The 17,081-nt window shown below is 66.9% G+C and carries 17 protein-coding genes; 5 read left to right on the top strand and 12 right to left on the bottom strand.

Translation table 11 applies throughout. The features are described 5' to 3' along the window. Nucleotides 1-69: 69 nt before the first annotated feature. Nucleotides 70-1,038 (top strand): LysR substrate-binding domain-containing protein, encoded by a 969-nt coding sequence (locus tag AXYL_RS12730; protein WP_013393202.1) that lies wholly within the window; start codon nucleotides 70-72, stop codon nucleotides 1,036-1,038. Between the two features lie 15 nt (nucleotides 1,039-1,053). Here AXYL_RS12730 and AXYL_RS12735 read toward each other — a convergent pair whose 3' ends face one another. The 9 genes from AXYL_RS12735 to AXYL_RS12775 all read right to left on the bottom strand — a co-directional run bounded on the left by AXYL_RS12735 (nucleotide 1,054) and on the right by AXYL_RS12775 (nucleotide 10,298). After that, the gene (locus AXYL_RS12735; RefSeq protein ID WP_013393203.1) at nucleotides 1,054-1,782 is read right to left on the bottom strand and encodes a GntR family transcriptional regulator; all 729 of its coding nucleotides are present in this window, start codon (nucleotides 1,780-1,782) and stop codon (nucleotides 1,054-1,056) included. Next, entirely contained in the window at nucleotides 1,779-3,305 is a 1,527-nt protein-coding gene (locus AXYL_RS12740) for an AMP-binding protein (protein WP_013393204.1), read from the bottom strand. Before AXYL_RS12740 ends, AXYL_RS12735 begins: the two co-directional genes overlap by 4 nt. A gap of 31 nt (nucleotides 3,306-3,336) precedes the next feature. After that, nucleotides 3,337-4,575, bottom strand: coding sequence for a thiolase family protein (locus AXYL_RS12745; protein ID WP_013393205.1), 1,239 nt, complete (start codon nucleotides 4,573-4,575; stop codon nucleotides 3,337-3,339). Continuing rightward, nucleotides 4,572-5,279: an ABC transporter ATP-binding protein gene (locus tag AXYL_RS12750; RefSeq protein ID WP_013393206.1), complete on the bottom strand. Its 708-nt coding sequence runs from the start codon at nucleotides 5,277-5,279 to the stop codon at nucleotides 4,572-4,574. Before AXYL_RS12750 ends, AXYL_RS12745 begins: the two co-directional genes overlap by 4 nt. Continuing rightward, the gene (locus tag AXYL_RS12755; RefSeq protein WP_013393207.1) at nucleotides 5,276-6,031 is read right to left on the bottom strand and encodes an ABC transporter ATP-binding protein; all 756 of its coding nucleotides are present in this window, start codon (nucleotides 6,029-6,031) and stop codon (nucleotides 5,276-5,278) included. The genes AXYL_RS12750 and AXYL_RS12755 overlap by 4 nt, the downstream gene beginning before the upstream one ends. Next, nucleotides 6,028-7,044 (bottom strand): branched-chain amino acid ABC transporter permease, encoded by a 1,017-nt coding sequence (locus tag AXYL_RS12760; protein ID WP_013393208.1) that lies wholly within the window; start codon nucleotides 7,042-7,044, stop codon nucleotides 6,028-6,030. The genes AXYL_RS12755 and AXYL_RS12760 overlap by 4 nt, the downstream gene beginning before the upstream one ends. Continuing rightward, nucleotides 7,041-7,898: a branched-chain amino acid ABC transporter permease gene (locus AXYL_RS12765; RefSeq protein WP_013393209.1), complete on the bottom strand. Its 858-nt coding sequence runs from the start codon at nucleotides 7,896-7,898 to the stop codon at nucleotides 7,041-7,043. The genes AXYL_RS12760 and AXYL_RS12765 overlap by 4 nt, the downstream gene beginning before the upstream one ends. A gap of 86 nt (nucleotides 7,899-7,984) precedes the next feature. Further along, complete coding sequence (locus tag AXYL_RS12770; RefSeq protein WP_013393210.1) at nucleotides 7,985-9,166, bottom strand: ABC transporter substrate-binding protein; 1,182 nt, start codon at nucleotides 9,164-9,166, stop codon at nucleotides 7,985-7,987. Between the two features lie 166 nt (nucleotides 9,167-9,332). After that, a complete protein-coding gene (locus tag AXYL_RS12775) occupies nucleotides 9,333-10,298 on the bottom strand; it encodes a LysR family transcriptional regulator (protein ID WP_013393211.1) in 966 nt (321 codons plus the stop codon). Nucleotides 10,299-10,414: 116 nt separating this feature from the next. Here AXYL_RS12775 and AXYL_RS12780 point away from each other — a divergent pair, with 116 nt between their 5' ends. From AXYL_RS12780 to AXYL_RS12790, 3 genes are read left to right on the top strand one after another with little or no spacing between them, the layout of a single operon-like run. Next, the gene (locus AXYL_RS12780; protein WP_013393212.1) at nucleotides 10,415-11,395 is read left to right on the top strand and encodes a Bug family tripartite tricarboxylate transporter substrate binding protein; all 981 of its coding nucleotides are present in this window, start codon (nucleotides 10,415-10,417) and stop codon (nucleotides 11,393-11,395) included. Nucleotides 11,396-11,404: 9 nt separating this feature from the next. Continuing rightward, nucleotides 11,405-12,649 (top strand): CaiB/BaiF CoA transferase family protein, encoded by a 1,245-nt coding sequence (locus tag AXYL_RS12785; RefSeq protein ID WP_013393213.1) that lies wholly within the window; start codon nucleotides 11,405-11,407, stop codon nucleotides 12,647-12,649. Between the two features lie 22 nt (nucleotides 12,650-12,671). After that, nucleotides 12,672-13,115 (top strand): MaoC family dehydratase, encoded by a 444-nt coding sequence (locus tag AXYL_RS12790; RefSeq protein ID WP_013393214.1) that lies wholly within the window; start codon nucleotides 12,672-12,674, stop codon nucleotides 13,113-13,115. On the opposite strand, the gene hutG is transcribed toward AXYL_RS12790, so the two are convergent. Both hutG and AXYL_RS12800 read right to left on the bottom strand, forming a co-directional pair. Beyond that, entirely contained in the window at nucleotides 13,096-13,899 is an 804-nt protein-coding gene (gene hutG / locus AXYL_RS12795; protein WP_013393215.1) for an N-formylglutamate deformylase, read from the bottom strand. The genes AXYL_RS12790 and hutG overlap by 20 nt on opposite strands. 118 nt (nucleotides 13,900-14,017) lie before the next feature. Continuing rightward, nucleotides 14,018-14,971 carry a LysR family transcriptional regulator gene (locus tag AXYL_RS12800; RefSeq protein ID WP_237710002.1) on the bottom strand — a complete coding sequence of 318 codons (954 nt, stop codon included), beginning with the start codon at nucleotides 14,969-14,971 and terminating at the stop codon, nucleotides 14,018-14,020. Between the two features lie 103 nt (nucleotides 14,972-15,074). Between AXYL_RS12800 and AXYL_RS12805 the strand changes: the two genes are divergently transcribed. Further along, complete coding sequence (locus AXYL_RS12805) at nucleotides 15,075-16,340, top strand: MFS transporter (protein ID WP_013393217.1); 1,266 nt, start codon at nucleotides 15,075-15,077, stop codon at nucleotides 16,338-16,340. On the opposite strand, the gene AXYL_RS12810 is transcribed toward AXYL_RS12805, so the two are convergent. Further along, on the bottom strand, nucleotides 16,301-16,939 hold the full coding sequence (locus AXYL_RS12810; RefSeq protein ID WP_013393218.1) for a TetR/AcrR family transcriptional regulator: 639 nt from the start codon (nucleotides 16,937-16,939) through the stop codon (nucleotides 16,301-16,303). The genes AXYL_RS12805 and AXYL_RS12810 overlap by 40 nt on opposite strands. Nucleotides 16,940-17,081: the final 142 nt, after the last annotated feature.

A 17,081-nucleotide genomic window follows, 5' to 3' on the forward strand; every position in this document is an offset into this window, starting at 1 on the left:
ATGGTCACTGATCCCGCGCACCGGCGAAAGCGATAGTTTTTCAATCTAGGGTTGAGCTAGACTTGACCCATGGCCGATCTACCCAACCACACGCCGCCGCTGGCGGCACTGCGCGCCTTCGAGGCCGTCGCCCGCCTGGGCAGCCTGAGCCGCGCCGCCGCCGAACTCCACGTCACCAAGAGCGCCGTCAGCCATCAGTTGCGGGCGCTGGAGGCCGATCTGGGCGTGGCGCTGCTGCGCCGCGGCGGCACCGTGCGCCGCGCCGAAACCACCGCCGCGGGCGCGGACCTACTGGCGTCCGTGCAACAAGCCTTGACCCTGCTGGAGACCGCCTGCCGCAATGTGCGGGCCTCGGCCCGCGGCAAACGGCGCAATACCCTGAACGTTTCCGCCAACCCGTCGCTGGCCGCCATGTGGCTGGCGCCGCGCATCGGGCGCTTCATCGAACTGCATCCTGGCATCGACATCCAGGTCTATCTGCATGCCAGCCAGGACCCGGCCTGGAAAAGCCAGGACATCGACCTGGCGTTCCTGCACGTGCGCGCCATGGGGCCGCATATCGCCGAGCCCGGCGACATTCCGCTCATGACCGAGACCGTGGTGCCGGTGTGCAGCCCGTCGCTGGTCGATCCGGCCGAGCGCGGCGATCCCGGCGTTTTCCTGCGCCATCGCTGGCTGGAGGAAAAGCACGTGGACAGCCCCGAGACCGACTGGCGCACCTGGAGTCCGCGCCTGGGGCTGGCCGAATCCGACTGGCAGGAGCCCATGGTGCTGAGCGGCTTGAGCACGGTGGCGGCGGCGGCCGCCGCCGGGGTCGGCATCGCGTTGGGTCGCGCGCCGCTGATCGACGAGGAGCTGGCCAGCGGCCGGCTGGTGCCCCTGGTGCCGCAACTGCGCATGCCGGGTTCCTGGGGCTATGTGATGCGGATCCAGGCCAACCGGCCGATGGACGCGGCCTTGCCCACGCTGGTGGAGTTCCTGGCGGAAGAGGGGCGCAGCACCGGCGCCTGGCAGAATCTGGCGGACGCGGGGCGCTGAGGCCGCGCTTGCGCTTCAGTCCGCGCCGCCCCGGCCGCGCGGCGGCGAGCTGATGGTGACCGCCGAGGTGACGATCAGCTCCATCAGGATGTTGCGCGCCAGGTTTTCGGCGTAGTCGTTGCGCGCCTCCGCCGTGGCGATGGCGCGTTCCACCGAGCCTTCCACGATGGCGTTGATCTGCTGGATGTGCAGCTCGCAGATCTGCACCAGGTCCGGATGGCGCTTCTGGTGGAAGTACAGGAAGCGCCGCGCCAGCGTCTGCAGCATGGCGTGGAACTCGGCCGCGTAGCTGTTGCGCGAGGCGGCGCCGATCTGGCTGGTCAGGGTGAAGTGCAGGCGCATGTACATGCGCATGTCGTTGACGGCCTTGAGGTCTTCGAGTTCGCGGGCCAGACGCGCCAGTTCGGCGCGCTCTCCATCGTCGGCCCATTGCGCCGCCTGCGCCACGATCAGCCGTTCGATCTCGCGCCGCGCCTGGATGATCTTCAGCTGTCCCTGGTAGTCGATCTCGGAAATGAAGATGCCCTGGCGCGGGGCGATTTCCACCAGGCGCTGGAACGCCAGCTTCTGCAGCGCGTCGCGCACCGGCGAGCGGCCGATGCCGACGCGCTCGCTCAGGGTGGTTTCCGACCATTGACTGCCCGGCGGCAGTTCGCCGGTGACGATCATTTCCTCCAGGGCGCAATAGGCCTTTTCGGTCTGGCTGACGGCCGTGCGGACAAAGAGGGGGGCGGACTGGGTCATGGAGTCGGAAGCGCGCGTTGTTGAAGTTCGCGTTTTAACACTTTGCCGGTGCTGTTCTTGGGCAACTCATCCAGGAATACATAGCGCTTGGGCCGTTTGAAGCGTGCGATGGATGCCAGGCAGAGTTGGTCCAGGTCCTGCTCCGTGGCGCGGGCGCCGGGCTTCAGCACCACGAAGGCCAGCACCGATTCGCCCCATTCGGGGTCGGGGCTGCCCACCACCGACACTTCCTGCACGGCATCGTGGCGCATCAGCGCCTCTTCCACCTCGCGCGGATAGATATTGGTGCCGCCGCTGATGATCACGTCCTTGGAGCGGTCTTTCAGATGCAGCAGGCCGCGTTCGTCCAGGATGCCGATATCCCCGGTATGGAGCCAGCCGTCCGCCAGGGTGTCGGCGCTGGCGCGCGGATTGTTCCAGTAGCCTTGCATCACGGTCGGCCCGCTGACCACGACTTCACCCAATTCGCCGGCGGCCGGCTGGCCGGATGCTGCGCGTACCTCGACCTCCATGGAAGCCTGGACGTAGCCCACCGATCCCAGCAGGATGTCATCGTTGTTGGCCACCGCGTTGGCGATCTGGGCTGCCGACAGCGCGGAGATCGACATCGGGCTTTCGCCCTGTCCGTAGATCTGCGCCACGCGCGCACCGTAGCAGGCGACCGCGTCCTTGATGTCTTCGACGTAGAACGGCGCGCCGCCCACGATCAGGGTGCGCAGGCCGGGCTGCGGCCCGTTGGTCTGGCGGGCGTGGCGCACCATGCGTTGCACGATGGTGGGCGAGGCGAACAGGCTGACGCGGCGATAGTGCGTCAGCAGCGCGGACAGTTCGTCTTCATCCAGCCCGCCGCTGTCGGGGATGATCTGCAGGGCGCCATGCAGCCAGTACGGAATGCTGTAGAGGCCGGCGCCATGCGACAGCGGCGCGACGTGCACGATGGCGTCGCCGGGCTGCACCGACTGCACGTCGGCGTAGAAATTCAGGCACATGCCCACCATGTTGGCGTGGCTGAGCATGACGCCCTTGGGCTTGCCCGTGGTGCCGCTGGTGTAGAACAGCCAGGCCAGTTCCTGCGGCTTGCGCCGCTCCAGCGGCAGCGCAGTGCCGATGGCGGCGCTGGCGTAGCGGGCCGAATCCACGTCCACCAGCTGCACGCCGTCCAACTCGCGCACGACGGACGCCAGCCCCTCATGCACGGCGCCTCGCGACAGGCACAGACGGGCGCCGCTGTCGCGCAGCATGTAGTCCAGTTCCTTGGCGTGCAGCTTGGCGTTGACGGGAACGGCGCACAGGCCTGCATGCCAGATGGCAAGCATCGATTCGATATAGGCGGGATGGTTGGGCAGCGCCAGCATGACGCGCTCGCCGGCCTGCAAGCCCATGGGGCCGCGCAACCAGCCGGCCAGCGCTTGCACGCGGGCCTGGAGCTGGGCGTAGGTAAGAGGGGCGCGGGTGCCTGCGGCCAGGGCGGGCTGGCCGGCGTGGGTGATGGCGCTGCGGTGAAAGAGAGAGCTGAGATGCATGGCGGTCTCTGGGGTTGATGGGGCGCGCGGATCAGCGGCCAAGCAGGGTGATGCAGGTCACCGCTTCTTCCACGCCGTTGAAGCCGCCGCCGTTCTCGGCGATGGCGAAGCGCGCGCCTTCGACCTGGCGGGCGCCGGCTTCGCCGCGCAGCTGGATCACCATTTCGTGGACCTGGGCCAGGCCGGTCGCGCCGATGGGGTGGCCGCGCGACAACAGGCCGCCGGACACGTTGATCGGGACGCGGCCGCCCAGGCTGGTGGCGCCGGATTCGGCCATCGGTCCGCCTTCGCCGAAGGCGCAGAAACCCAGCGCTTCGGTTTGCTGGATCTCGGCGAATGCGGTGGCGTCGTGGACTTCCGCCAGCGACATATCCTGCGGACCGACGCCGGCGCGTTCATAGGCTTCCAGCGCAGCCAGATGGCACAGGTGTTGGTCGTAGCGGTCGGCCGGGCGGTCCGTGGCGGTGCGCAGCACGCTGGCGTACAGGCGCACGGCGCGGGCGCGTTGCAGGCGCTTCAGCCCTTGCGCGTTGCAAACGATGGCGGCGGCCGCGCCGTCGCTGATGGGCGCGCACATGGGCAAGGTCAGCGGCCAGGACACGGGCCGGGCGGCCAGGGCCTCGTCTATCGTCATGGGGTACTGGAACTGGGCCAGCGGATTGCGGGTGGAATGCATGTGGTTCTTCGCAGCCACGGCGGCCAACTGCCGCTGGGTGGTGCCGAAGGTTTTCATGTGCAGCCGCGCCAGGCTGGCGTAGATGTCCATGAACACGCTGCGCTTGCCGGGTTCCTCGAAACCGGGCGGGGGCGTCACGTCGGGCGCCAGCGCCATCAGCCGGGCCATCTGCGCCGGCGCGTCGTGCACGTCCCAGGCGCCGTCGAATACCGCGAAGCTCTTGGCCTTGTCCTCGGAAAACAGCTTGTCCACGCCCACGGCCAGGCAGATGTCGCCCGCGCCCGAGGCCACGTAGAGATGTGCGGCGTTCAGCGCGGTGCTGGAGCTGGCGCAGGCGTTCTCCACGTTGGTGACGGGGATGCCGGCGATGCCCATGGCCTTCAGCGCAACCTGGCCGGCCACCATGTATTGGCCTTCGATGGAACCCTGGCCGGCGGTGGCGAAGTAGGCCGCCTGCAGGTCGGCGGCGTCGCAGCCGGCGTCGGCCAGCGCCTGCGTGACCGCGTCGCGCACCAGGTCCTTGACGCTTTTGGCCGGCTGTTTGTCGAAGCGGGTAATGCCCACGCCCGCGATGTAGGTGGTGTCGTTGCTCATGCTTGGATGCCCGTGGTGAGGATGGATTCGATGATGTGGCGGTCGGCCTCGACGTCCGCGGCCGATCCGCTCCAGGCGATTTCGCCGTGGTCCAGCACGTACTGGCGGTGCGCCAGGCGGGCGGGGACCTTCAGGTTCTGCTCGACCAGCACGATGCCGGTGCCCTGGCGGTGGACTTCGGCGAACACGTCGATAAGTTCGTTGACGATGCGCGGCGCCAGCCCTTCGGTCGGCTCGTCCAGCAGCAGCACCCGCGGATTGCCCAGCAGCGCTCGGGCGATCGCCAGCATCTGCTGTTCGCCGCCGGACAACTGGTCGCCATGGAAGCCTATGCGCTCGCCCAGCCGCGGAAAGACCTGCAGCACGCGGTCCTGGGTCCAGTAGCCGGGCTGGTGCGCCAGCGCGCCCATGCGCAGGTTCTCCCGCACCGTCAGGTTGGGGAAGATGCGGCGCGTGTCGGGCACCAGGGCGATGCCGTCGCGGCTGATCTGTTCGACGGCGCGGCGCGTGGCGTCCTGGCCGGCGATCAGGCGGTTGCCCGACGACAGCGGCAATAGACCGATCAATGTCTTGAGTACCGTGGACTTGCCGGCGCCGTTGCGCCCGACGATGGCGACGATTTCGTCCTGGGCCGCGCGCAGACCAATGTTCTTGAGCGCCAGCGCCTGGCCGTAGTGCACGCTGGCATGTTGCAGTTCGATCATGCCGCCACCTCCTCGCCCAGGTAGACGGCGCGCACGGTGGCGTCGTCGCGGATGGCGGCCGGCGGCCCCTCGGCCACCTTGCGGCCGTTGGACAGCACCACGATGTGTTCGGACAGCGTCATGATCACGTCCATGTTGTGTTCGATCAGCAGCACCGTGCGGCCGGCGGCGGCATGGCGGATCAGGCGGGTGGCGCCGGCGATCTCGTGATGGCCGACGCCGGCCAGCGGTTCATCCAGCAGCAAAATGCGCGGATTGGGCAACAGGGTCAGGCCCAGTTCCAGCGCGCGCTGCAAGCCATACGACAAGGTGCCTGCCACGGTGTCGCGCCAGGCGGTCAGGTCGGTCAGTTCCAGCATGGCGTCGATGGAGGATGCCAGCCGGCGGTCATAGCGCGGCGCCAGCCAGAACGGCAGCAGGCGGGAGTGGCTGATCTGCGCGGCGATGCGCAGGTTCTCCAACACCGTCATCTCGGGAAAGATCTTGGTGATCTGGAAGCTGCGGCCGATGCCATGACGGGCGCGTTCATGGGCCCGCAGGCGCGAAATGTCCGCGCCGTGGCACAGGATGCGGCCGCCATGGCCGGGCAGGTTGCCCGACAGCACGTTGAGCAAGGTGGTCTTGCCGGCGCCGTTGGGACCGATCAGGCCGTAGACGCGGCCGGTTTCGAAGGCGTAGCTGAAGTCCTCGATGGCGCGCAGCGCGCCGAAGGTGACGCTGACCCGTTCGCATTGCAAGGCGATGTCGCTCATGACGGGCTCCCTTCGCGCGGGGCCAGCGGCACGCTGGACGCGGCCGGACTGGCGGGGGCGGGCGCCGCGGGGCGTTGGCGGCCCCAGCGGGCCTGCAGCGCGCCCAGCACCCCTTGCGGGAAATACAGCGTGGCCAGGATGAAGACCAGGCCCAGGATGCCGTACCAGTAGGGCGTCCAGCCGCTGAGCCATTCCTTCAGCGCTTCGAACAACAGCACGCCGGCCACCGGTCCCCACAGCGTGCCCGCGCCGCCCAGCAAGGTCATGATGATGACGTCGCCGGAGGTGGTCCAGTGCAGCATCTGCGGGTTCATGTACATCAGCACCGCGGCCAGCAGTCCGCCCGCCAGGCCGCCGACCGCGCCCGAAACCAGAAAGGTGATCTGCTTCAGGCGCTGCACGTTGTAGCCCAGCTGGGCGGCGCGGATTTCGTTCTGGCGCACGCCCGCGACCGCGCGGCCGAAGGGCGAGGCGCGCAGCATCGCCATCAGCGCCATCACCAGGGCGAAGATGGCGGCGACGTACCAATAGAAGTTCACGGTATCGAAGAAGTCGATGCCCGCGAGTTCCGGCCTGCCGATGCCGGGCAGGCCGTCGGCGCCGCCGGTCCATTCGCGCAGCTTGCTGTCGGCCAGGATGTACATGAGCTGCGACAGCGCCAACGTGACCAGCGCGAAGAAGATCCCCGAGACCCGCAGCGCGAACACGCTGAAGATCCAGGCGCAGGCGGCGCCCGCCACGATGGCCAGCGCCAGGCCCGCCTCGAATGGCAGGCCGTAGCGTTGGGTGGCCAGCGCCAGCGCATAGCCGCCCGTGCCCAGGAAGGCCGCATGGCCGAAGGACACCATGCCCAGCAGGCCGAACACCAGGTCGAAGCCCACGGCAAAGATGGACCACACCATGATCAGGATGCTCAGGTTCAACAGGAAATCGTTTTGCGTGCAGAAGGGCACCGCGATCACCGCGGCGGCCACGCCGGCCGCGATGGCGGCGTCTTGGCGGGAAGTCGTCATGCCAGCCTCGCTTGGCGGGAGAACAGTCCTTGCGGACGGGTGAGCAGGGTGGCGATCAGCATGGCGAAGGTCAGGATGTCGACCCAGCTGGGCATGAAGGTGTAGCCCACCGCGCGCACCATGCCGATCAAGAGCGACGCGGCGACCACGCCGCGGATGTTGCCCAGTCCGCCCAGGATCACCACGATGAAGCAGTCGATGATGGTGTTGGTGGCCATGCCCAGCTCGATCGGGAAGAGCGGGGCGGAGATGGCGCCGGCCAGCCCGGCCAGCGCCGCGCCCACGCCGAACACCGCGCTGCGGATGGCGGCGGCGGGCAGGCCCAGGATGCGCACCATCTCGCCGTCGCTGCTGGCGGCGCGCACCAGCATGCCGAAGGTGCTTTTCTCCAGCACGAAGAACAGCGCTGCCGATACCGCCAGGCCGAAGGCGATGACGAACAGGCGATAGACCGGGATGGTGCTGCCGGCCAGCTCGACCGTGCCAGCCAGCAGCGCCGGCATCGGCGTTTCCTGGTAGCCCAGGCCCCAGACGAACTTCACGGCCTCGCTGATGACGAGGATGAAGCCGAAGGTCAGGATCAGTTGATAGAAATGCGGGCGGTTGTACAGCGGCCGCAGGGCCAGCCGTTCCATCGCCACGCCGACCAGGCCGACGCCCACCGTCGCCACGACCAGACCGGCAATGAAGGAACCGGTGCGCAGCTGGATGTCGAAGGCCAGGTAGGCGCCCAGCATGTACAGGGCGCCATGGGCGAAGTTGATGACGCCCAGCATGCCGAAGATAAGCGTAAGGCCGGAAGCCAGCAGGAACAGCAGCATTCCCAGGCTCAGGCCGATGATCACGGTGGACATGGCAGAAATCCGTCAGGCGGCGCGCCCAGGCGCGCCGGGTGGAAGACCGGTCCGCGGGGGACCGGCGGGTGCATGGCGCGGCGGCTTCAGCCCGCGCAGGGTTCGAACACCTGGTCCGGCGGAAACACCTTGACGATGTCCATGACGTAGGCCGGCTGCGGCGGCTTGCCTGTGTCCACCACGCCCCACAGGCCGTTCTGCATGGCCTGGTGGTCGCAAGCGCGCATGGTCTTCTTGCCTTCCACCGAGTTGTCGCGCTCGCTGGCCGCAAACGCCTCGACCCACTTTTCCTTGTCCCAGGTGCCGGTCTTGTCGACCACGTCCAGCCACCAGCTCATGCCGTCGTAGGCTTCGCCCGCGGCGGCCGAGGGGAACTCGTTGTATTTCTTGCGGAAAGCCTCGACGAAGGTCTTGTTGGCGTCGTTCTCGACAGTGAAGTGATATCTCACGCCCGACTGCACGCCGACCGCGGTGGGTCCCACGCCGGCCGCCATGGTTTCGTCGGCGATGACCGGGCCGAAGATCTTGCGCGTCTTGCCCAATTCGATCTGGCCGGCCTGCTTGACCATGGTGACGGCGTCCGAGCCCGTCATGAACAGCGCCACGCCGTCGGCGTTGGAGCGCGCGATCTTGTCGGCGATGGACGAATAGTCGCGGTTGCCCAGCGGCGGGAAGTCGGCGCCCACGATTTCGATGCCGGCCTTCTCGGCCTCGCGCCGGTACCAGTCCCAACTGTCGCGCGTGGCCTGGTAGTCGGCCGTGACGCCATAGATCCGCTTGAGCTTTTGTTCCTTGGAGTAGGCCAGCGCCATGCGCTGTTCCATGCCCAGCGTGTTGGAGGTGCGGAAGGTGTAGCGCGAACCGCCCGGCACCGTGATCTTGTCGTCGGCCGACATGGTGACCAGATGGGGAATCTTGCGCTGCTTGGCGATGTTCATGATGGCCAGCGTGCTGGCCGAGCTGACCGCGCCGAAGATCATCTGCGATCCGTCGGAGATCAGCCGGGTGGTCTTCTGCACCGCGGGCTGCGGCTTGGTTTCGTCGTCCTCCCAGGTGACCTGGATGGGCTTGCCCAGCACTTTGCCGCCGCGCTGTTCGATGGCGATGGTGACGCCTTTGCGCATGTCTTCGCCAAAGATGCCGTAGGTCCCCGACAGCGATACCACGCCGCCGATCTTGAACGTGTCGGGATCGGCGGCGTGCGCCCCTGTCGTGAACAGGGCGCACAACGCCAGCGCGCCGCTGGCGGCGTGACTCCATGTCTTCATTTCTTGTCTCCACGTATTTTTCATTATGGCTCGTAATGTTTTACGTAGCTCAGTTGAAATACTACGATTGAGATTGTGATGTGAAAAATTGGGGTATACCCGAGCCACAAGGGCGAAAAAAAGCCCCAGGGCCGCAGGGCGCTGGGGCGGGGTTGGTCGAAAGGCCTTAATCCTGGAATAGCGTCTGGACGCTTTCGCGCACCAGCGCGAACAACTCGACCGCCAGTTCGGACGGTTCGGAATCCCGCAGCCGGAAGATGGCCACCGGCGGGAGCGGGATGCGGGGGCTGACGTCCAGCAGCGTCAGGTTCAGGCGTTGGGCCAGATAAGCGGCAGAGTCCGACCGCAGCAAGCCGATGAAGCCGGGCTGTTCCGCCACCACCGCGCCGATGAACGGCGGGCTGGATTCGACCGTCGCGGGCGGCACCGGCAGCCGCAGCTTGAGCAGGGCGGTGCGCAAGGCATTGCGCACCAGGGAGTCTTTCGACGGCATGACCCAGGAGTATTGCAGCAGCTCTTCGATGGGGACCTGCCTGCCTCCCTGGATCGTGTCCGGGTGGGCGACGAAACTCAGCTCATCCGGATAGAGAACCTCCACATGCAGCAAGGCCGCTTCGTCATCCCTGAGATTCCTGCCCGGCAGGCTGCCGATGACGAAATCCAGTTCCCCGGCCATCAGCATGTCGAACAGCCTGACGGCAATGCCGTCGATGATTTCCACGTGCGCCTGCTGGTGCCGCGCCGCGATCAGGGCCACGGGGCGGGACAGCAGGGACATGCCGGTGTAGGACGGGGCTCCGGCCCGCAGCGTGCGGATGGGATTACGGCGCAGTTCCGCCAGCTCCGATTCCAGTCGCGCCAGCTTGTTGACGATCAGCCTGGCGTCATGCGTCAGCGATTCCCCGAAGGGGGTCAACGAGACCCCTTCGCGCCGCCGTTCGAAGACGGCGGCCCCCAGGGTGTCTTCCATTTCCCGGGCCATCTTGCTGATGGCCGGCTGGGACAGGGACATCTGGTCCGCCAGTTGGCGAAACGACAGTCCTTCCGAGACGCCTTTGATCAGTTCGAACTGCTTCAGGCGCAGGCGGCCCAGAAGTTTGGAACTGCCTTGAGGCTGCGGATCGGCGCTCATGGCTTACCCAAAAGTTATCACCATTTGAGTTTATTTCAGTTATCAGTTAAGCGTTGCCTCCTTATCCTAGGGCCAGCAGTGAAAGCAAAAAAGCCACTGCACCGGAGGAGACCACCATGAAACTCAAGAATCTGTTCGCGCCCCTGGCCGCGATGTTGATGCTGGGCGGCTTGTGCGGCGCCGTGCGGGCCGAAGCGGCCTGGCCCGCCAAGCCGGTCACCATCATTGTTCCGTTCCCGCCTGGCGGCGCCACCGACGTGATGGCCCGCCTGTTCGCCCCGCGCATCGAGGCCGCCATCGGCCGTCCCGTCGTGGTGGAAAACAAGGCTGGCGCGGGCGGCACCATCGGCACGTATCAAGTCGCCCGGGCGCGCAACGACGGATACACCTTGCTGTGGGGGACCGTCGCCACGCATGGTATCGGTCCGAACATCTACAAGAATCTCGCCTACGACGCGGTGGCCGATTTCGAACCCGTCGTGCACGTGGTCGACCAGCCCTACGTGCTGGTCGCCCATCCTTCCAAGAAAATCACCTCGCTGGCGGATCTGCTCAGGCAAGCCAAGGAAAGGCCCGGCCAGATTTCCGTGGCCACCGCCGGGGTGGGTACCGCTGCGCACATGCTGTTCGAGAAGCTGCAGTCGGACACGGGTACATCGATGCTGGGGGTTCCTTACAAGGGGGCGGGGCCAGCCATGGCGGACCTGCTGGGCGGACAGGTGGATCTCGCTTTCGACGTGATCCTGACCACGGCTCCCTATATCGCTGCGGGCAAGCTCGTGCCGCTTGCCGTGACCAGCGGCAAACGATCGCAGACCCTGCCCAACGTGCCGACCATGGCCGAAGCCGGCGCAAAGGGTTTCGTCGCGTCCGGCTGGAACGGCCTGTTTGCGCCTCGCGGCACGCCCCAGGCCGTTGTCGAAAAAATCAATGCCGCCGTGAACCAGGCGCTGCAAAGTCCGGAAATCAACCGGCGCCTGTTGTCTGAGGGGTCTATCCCTGTGGGCGGCACGGCCGCGGATTTTGCCGGCTTCATCCAGGCCGAGATCCGGACCTGGGGCGACGTGGCCAGGCAAGCCAATGTTTCGATGGACTGAGGAAAGACGATGAATGTCGAGCAAGCGAAAAAGCCGGACGCGGATCAGGCCGCTCCAGGCCCGGGTGCGGGGCCGTTGGCGGGCGTGCGGGTGCTGGATATTTCCACGGTGGTGGCGGGCCCGTTTTCGGCCACGCTGATGGCGGACCTGGGAGCGGAAGTCCTGAAGATCGAGCTGCCGGGCGACGGCGACCACATACGTCAGTTGCCGCCGCACAAAAGCGGCGTGGCGCTCTGGTCGAAAGTCGCGAACCGCAACAAACGGGGCATCACGCTGGATCTGCGCCAGCCGGAAGGCTTGGCGATACTCGAACGCCTGTTGCCTCACTACGATGTGCTGGTGGAGAACTTCCGGCCGGGCACGCTGGACCGCTGGGGCCTGGACATGGCGCGTTTGCGCGCCTTGCGGCCCGACCTGATCGTGCTGCGCGTGACCGGCTTCGGCCAGACCGGGCCCTACCGGTCGCGGCCCGGCTTTGCCCGGATCTTCGAGGCCATGTCGGGCTTCGTGAACCTGTGCGGCGAAAAGGACGGCCCGCCGCTATATCCGGGCTTTCCGGTGTCCGACGCCTTGACCGGCGTGTTCGGCGCCTACGCCATCACGGCGGCGCTGCTGCACCGGCAGAAGCACGGGGAAGGGCAGGAAATCGATCTTTCCGCCACGGAGGCGATGCTGCGGGTGCTGGATTTCATGCCGATCGAATATGACCAGCTAGGCGTAGCGCGTTCGCGCCAGGGAAATCTCAATGCCTATTCGGCGCCCAGCAGCGTGTACAAGACCCGCGATGACAAATGGGTGGTGCTGGCCGTCAGCGCGCCCACCGTGTTCCGGCGGCTGGCCCACGCCATCGGGCGCGCCGATCTGCTGGACGATCCCTTGTTCAGCACCAATACCGCGCGCATCCAGAACCGCGCCCAGATCGAGGCCATCATGGAAAACTGGTTCCGCGCGCATGCGCTCGGCGAGGCGTCCGACATCCTGATGCGGCACGAGGTCAGCTTCAGTCCCATCTACGACATCGCCGACATCGTGGCGGATCCGCATTTCATCGAGCGCCAGGTCCTGGTGCGCGTCGAGGACGAGGAACTGGGCTCCGTCAGCATGCAGAACGTGGTGCCCCGGTTCTCGGCGACGCCGGGCCGGATCTGGCGGACCGGGCCTGGCGTCGGTCAGCACAACGACGAAATCTATGGGCAGGAACTGGGCATGTCGCGGGCGCAGCAGGCGGACCTGCGCGAGCGCAACATCATCTAGGACAGCGCGCAGGGAGGACGAGATGACGATTCCATTGCTGCCGCCGCGCTTCAGCGGCACCTTCACGCTTTCGAATGCGCTGCACGACGGCTACCTCCAGGCGGTCGGCGGCGGCCATCCGGTGCATAGCTCGCGGGACCTGGCCTTGCAATCGGGCTTTGCGGACGTGCCGCTGGCTGGCATCCATGTATTGGGCGCGTCCATGGCGACATTCACGCGCCAGTTTGCCGGCAACCCCATGCTGCTGCTGAAGGTGGAAACGAAGTTCCTGCGTCCGGCATATCCAGGAGATGCGCTGGGACTGGAACTCGAACTGCTTGAAAGCGCGGCGGTCGCCGGCACGCCGTTCACCGGCGGCCGGTACCAGGGCTATTGCATCGATGCGGACCAGCAAAAGGTGCTGATGCTCGATTTCAAGATACGCGTGGCTTTGGCGGGAAGCAACCTTAGCGCTGGCGCGCCGTAGTCTGCGTCAACGCCGACTGCACCATGCTTTCGACCAGCGGGATGACCTTGTCCGCCAGTTCGGGCCGATAGGCGTAGGGATGGGTTTCGTCCATGTAGGTGGACTGGCACATTTCCAGCTGGATCGCGTGGACGTTGTCCGCGGGCTTGCCGTAGTGGCGCGTGATGTAGCCGCCCTTGAAGCGGCCGTTCACCGCCCAGGTGTAGGCGGAGTTGTCGCGCAGCCGGCTTTCGACTGTTGCCAGGATATCGGGCGCGCAGGCTGCGCTGTCGGCCGTGCCGATGTTCAGGTCGGGTAGTTTGCCTTCGAACAGGCGCGGCAGCACGCTGGCGATCGAGTGCGCTTCCCACAGCAGCACGGTGCCGTGTTCAGCCTTGATGCGGTCGATTTCCTCGCACAGCTTGGCGTGGTAGGGCTTCCAGTAGGTCTGCAGCCGGTGTTCGCGCTCGGCGTCGGTCAGGACGGCTTCGTTGCGGTAGAGAGCGTCGCCACGAAACGTCTGGGTCGGGCACAGGCCGGTCTTGGTCTGGCCGGGATACAGGCTTTCATCGTTGGGTGGGCGGTTCAGGTCCACCACGTAGCGCGAATAGCGCGCGCCGATGACCGACGCGCCCAGCGCCTCGGCGAACTGGTACAGCGTGTCCAGATGCCAGTCGGTATCGCCCGATTGCAGGCCCAGCGGCGTCATCTGCGCGCGCTGCGAGTCGGGAATCATGCTGCCCAGGTGGGGAATGGAGATCAGCAGCGGCGCCGTGCCGCGGCTGAATTGATAGATGTCGCTCAAGTAAAACTCCGGGGGAAATGGCGGGGCGCAGGCAAGGGCATGCCTGGCAGCGTCCCTGGGTATCCGGTATTGCGCCGTCTGGGGCAATGCCGGCAATCATAGTGGATCGGGCGCATGCCTATGGCCGTGGCGGCGCTGCATCGCTGGCCCAGGGTGCGCCGCCGCTCCATTTGCTGGCGATGGCGTCGATCAGGACCCGCACCTTGGGCGCCAGGTGGCGGCGGTGCGGATAGACCGCGCAGACTGGCGCGCCGGCAGGCGCCACGGATTCCAGCACCGGCGTCAGCCGGCCGGCGCGCAGATCTTCGCCCACCAGGAAGGCGCCCAGCTGGGCGATGCCTTCGCCTGCCAGCGCGGCGTCGCGCAGTGCCTCCGTGTTGCCCAGCCGCATGCGGCCGGCCACGTGCACGGCGCGTTCCTGGCCGTTGACGGCAAAACGCCAGGGCACCAGCGCGCCGGCGTGGGTGTAGGCCAGGGTCTGGTGGCTGGCCAGGTCATCCGGGGTGGCCGGCGCGCCGTGGCGGTCCAGGTAGCCGGGCGCAGCGCAGGCGATCAGGCGGTGCGGGGCCAACACCCGCCGCACCAGCCTGCTGTCGGTTTCGCCGCCGATGCGGATGGCCACGTCCACGCCGTCGCGCACCAGGTCGATGTAGTCGTCGGAAAAGCTGACGTCCGCCTCGACCTCGGGCCAGTCCCGCAGGTAGTCGCGCAACAGCGGCATGATGTGCAAGCGCCCCAGCGACACCGGCAGGTCGATGCGCAGCCGGCCGCGCGGCGCCTGCTTGCGGCTGGCCATGGCGTCGGTGGCGTTGTCCACCTCGGACAGGATGCGCTGCGCGTGTTCGTAAAAGACGCTGCCTTCGTCGCTGAGACTGACGCTGCGCGTGCTGCGATGAAGCAAGCGCGCGCCCAGGCCGAGTTCCAGGCGCGCGATGCACTTGCCGATGGCCGAACGCGACAGACCCAGCTTTGCGGCCGCGGCGGTGAAGCTTTGCGTGTCGGCCACGCGGACAAACGCGAGCAGGTCGCCTATGTGGTCCAGGCGGGCGGCCGGGTAGGGTGAATTGTGCACGATTCGTCCCTTTTGTTTATTCATTAACCTACTTTATCAGCGAAATGGAAACAGTAGACTGCCTAGGGGTCGGCCCGGCTTGGGTCTTATCTGGAACCTCATCATGACCCGCGGCACCTCGTTGCAAGACTTGCCCACTCCTGGCTCTCCTAGCGCCTCACCGCAGGCCGAAAGCACCGGATGGCGCGCGTGGCTGGGCGTCATCGCCGTGGGCATGGCGACCTTTTGCGTGGTCACCACCGAAATGCTGCCGGTAGGACTGTTCGTTCCCATCACGGCAACGCTCGACGTCTCGGTGGGCATGGGCGGCTTCATGTTGTTCGTGCCCGCCATCCTGGCGGCGCTGTTCGCGCCGCTGGTCGTTCTCGGCGCGAAGAGCGCCGACCGCCGCGCGATCCTGTGCGGCTTGCTGGCGCTGCTGGTCTGCGCCAACGCGGCCAGCGCCTGGGCGCCCAGCATGCCGTGGTTCCTGGCGGCGCGGGTCCTGGTGGGTTTCTGCATCGGCGGCATCTGGGCGGTCGCGGGCGGGCTGGCGGGCAGGCTGGTCGGGCCGGGCGCCGTGGGACTGGCCACGTCCATCATCTTCGGCGGGGTCGCGGTGGCGTCCGTGCTGGGCGTGCCGTTGGGCGCCTTCATCGGCGAGCTGGCCGGCTGGCGCGCAGCCTTCGGCGTCATGGCGGCGCTGTGCGCCGGCGTGCTGCTGATGAATCTGCTGAGTCTGCCGCCGCTGCCCGCGGCGCACTCGCTGCGGCCGCGCCAACTGCTGTCGCAACTGGCCAATCCGGGCTTGCGGCTGGGCCTCCTGATCACGCTGTTCCTGGTCGCCGGCCATTTCATGGCCTACACCTTTGTCCGACCCTTGCTGCAGATCCACGCGGCGTTCGGGGAAAGCTGGATCGGGCCGCTGCTGTTTGCCTATGGCGCGGCGGGCGTGGCGGGCAACTTTCTGGGCGGGGCAGCGGCTGCGAAACGTCCCGCCGCGACCCTGCTTGCGATCGCGGCCAGCCTGTTGCTGATCTTGCTGCTGCTGGCCATGGTGGGCCAGCTACGCCCGGCGGCGGTCGCCTTGCTGTTGCTGTGGGGTCTGGCCTACGGCGCGGTGTCGGTGTCGCTGCAAACCTGGATGATGAAGGCGGCGCCGGACGCGGTCGAGGCCGCCACCGCGCTGTTCGTCGCAGTGTTCAACCTCGGCATTGCGGCCGGTTCGCTGCTGGGCGTGCCCAGCGTAGACGCGCTGGGGCTGCGGGCCAATCTGTGGCTGGCCGCTGCCTGCATGCTGTGGCCGGCGCTGATGCTGGCGCGGGCAGGGTGGGGCGAAATGCGTGGCGCTTATGCGCGGAAGGCGCGCAACAGGGTGTCCACGCCGTAGCGGCAGGTCGCCAGATGGTCCTCGTCCGGGCCTTCGGCACGGCCGCCGGTCAGCCGGGCGAGCGAGGCGATGCCGTTGATCAGGTTGCCCAGGGTGCGCGCCGCCAGGCGCGGATCGTCGATGTGCAATTCGCCGCGCTCGCAAGCCCGTTGCAGGCATTGCTCCAGAGGGGCGTGGAGCTGCATTTCCACTGCCAGCCGCAGGGACTCGGCCAGTTGCGGCAGGCGATGCGATTCCGAGATGACCAGGCGGTAGAGCGCGACCGATTTGGGCTGCACGGAGTAGCTCAGGAGACGTCGCGCCAGTTCGTGCAGGGCTGGACCCACCGGCTGGTCCAGCATGGCATCCGCAAACACCGCTGCGCGCATGCCGTTCAATTCATGTTCCAGCACCGCGACCAGCAGACCTTCTTTGTTGCCGAACAACTGGTAAGCGGTGGCCGCGGATCCGCCCGCCTGGCGCACGATGCGCTGGATGGACGTTTGCGCGTAGCCGTGTTCCAGCAATGACTGCGTGGCGGCTTCGAGCAGGCGCTCACGGCGCGCTTCGCCCCGGCTGGTCAGCGCGCGCGGCGTCGTATCGTCTGGAATGGTGTGCACTTCGTTCCCCCCGTGGCCGTAATCGGCCGCTGACTCCCTATGTCCGGCGGCGTGTCTGGCTGAAATTGTGTAATGTATAGTACATTACGCTGACGCAACATCATCCAAATCGCTGTGACGCCCTGCAACAACGGCGCTCGCG

The sequence above is a fragment of the Achromobacter xylosoxidans A8 genome (assembly GCF_000165835.1).
Lineage (GTDB): Bacteria > Pseudomonadota > Gammaproteobacteria > Burkholderiales > Burkholderiaceae_B > Achromobacter > Achromobacter xylosoxidans_B.

Coding starts and splice junctions, on each gene's coding strand:
- AXYL_RS12750 (WP_013393206.1), bottom strand. CDS start 5,279: ATGATCGAACTGCAACATGCCAGCGTGCACTACGGCCAGGCGCTGGCG.
- AXYL_RS12805 (WP_013393217.1), top strand. CDS start 15,075: ATGACCCGCGGCACCTCGTTGCAAGACTTGCCCACTCCTGGCTCTCCT.
- AXYL_RS12785 (WP_013393213.1), top strand. CDS start 11,405: ATGAATGTCGAGCAAGCGAAAAAGCCGGACGCGGATCAGGCCGCTCCA.
- AXYL_RS12760 (WP_013393208.1), bottom strand. CDS start 7,044: ATGACGACTTCCCGCCAAGACGCCGCCATCGCGGCCGGCGTGGCCGCC.
- AXYL_RS12745 (WP_013393205.1), bottom strand. CDS start 4,575: ATGAGCAACGACACCACCTACATCGCGGGCGTGGGCATTACCCGCTTC.
- AXYL_RS12730 (WP_013393202.1), top strand. CDS start 70: ATGGCCGATCTACCCAACCACACGCCGCCGCTGGCGGCACTGCGCGCC.
- AXYL_RS12755 (WP_013393207.1), bottom strand. CDS start 6,031: ATGAGCGACATCGCCTTGCAATGCGAACGGGTCAGCGTCACCTTCGGC.
- AXYL_RS12780 (WP_013393212.1), top strand. CDS start 10,415: ATGAAACTCAAGAATCTGTTCGCGCCCCTGGCCGCGATGTTGATGCTG.
- AXYL_RS12770 (WP_013393210.1), bottom strand. CDS start 9,166: ATGAAGACATGGAGTCACGCCGCCAGCGGCGCGCTGGCGTTGTGCGCC.
- AXYL_RS12775 (WP_013393211.1), bottom strand. CDS start 10,298: ATGAGCGCCGATCCGCAGCCTCAAGGCAGTTCCAAACTTCTGGGCCGC.
- AXYL_RS12765 (WP_013393209.1), bottom strand. CDS start 7,898: ATGTCCACCGTGATCATCGGCCTGAGCCTGGGAATGCTGCTGTTCCTG.
- AXYL_RS12790 (WP_013393214.1), top strand. CDS start 12,672: ATGACGATTCCATTGCTGCCGCCGCGCTTCAGCGGCACCTTCACGCTT.
- AXYL_RS12740 (WP_013393204.1), bottom strand. CDS start 3,305: ATGCATCTCAGCTCTCTCTTTCACCGCAGCGCCATCACCCACGCCGGC.
- AXYL_RS12735 (WP_013393203.1), bottom strand. CDS start 1,782: ATGACCCAGTCCGCCCCCCTCTTTGTCCGCACGGCCGTCAGCCAGACC.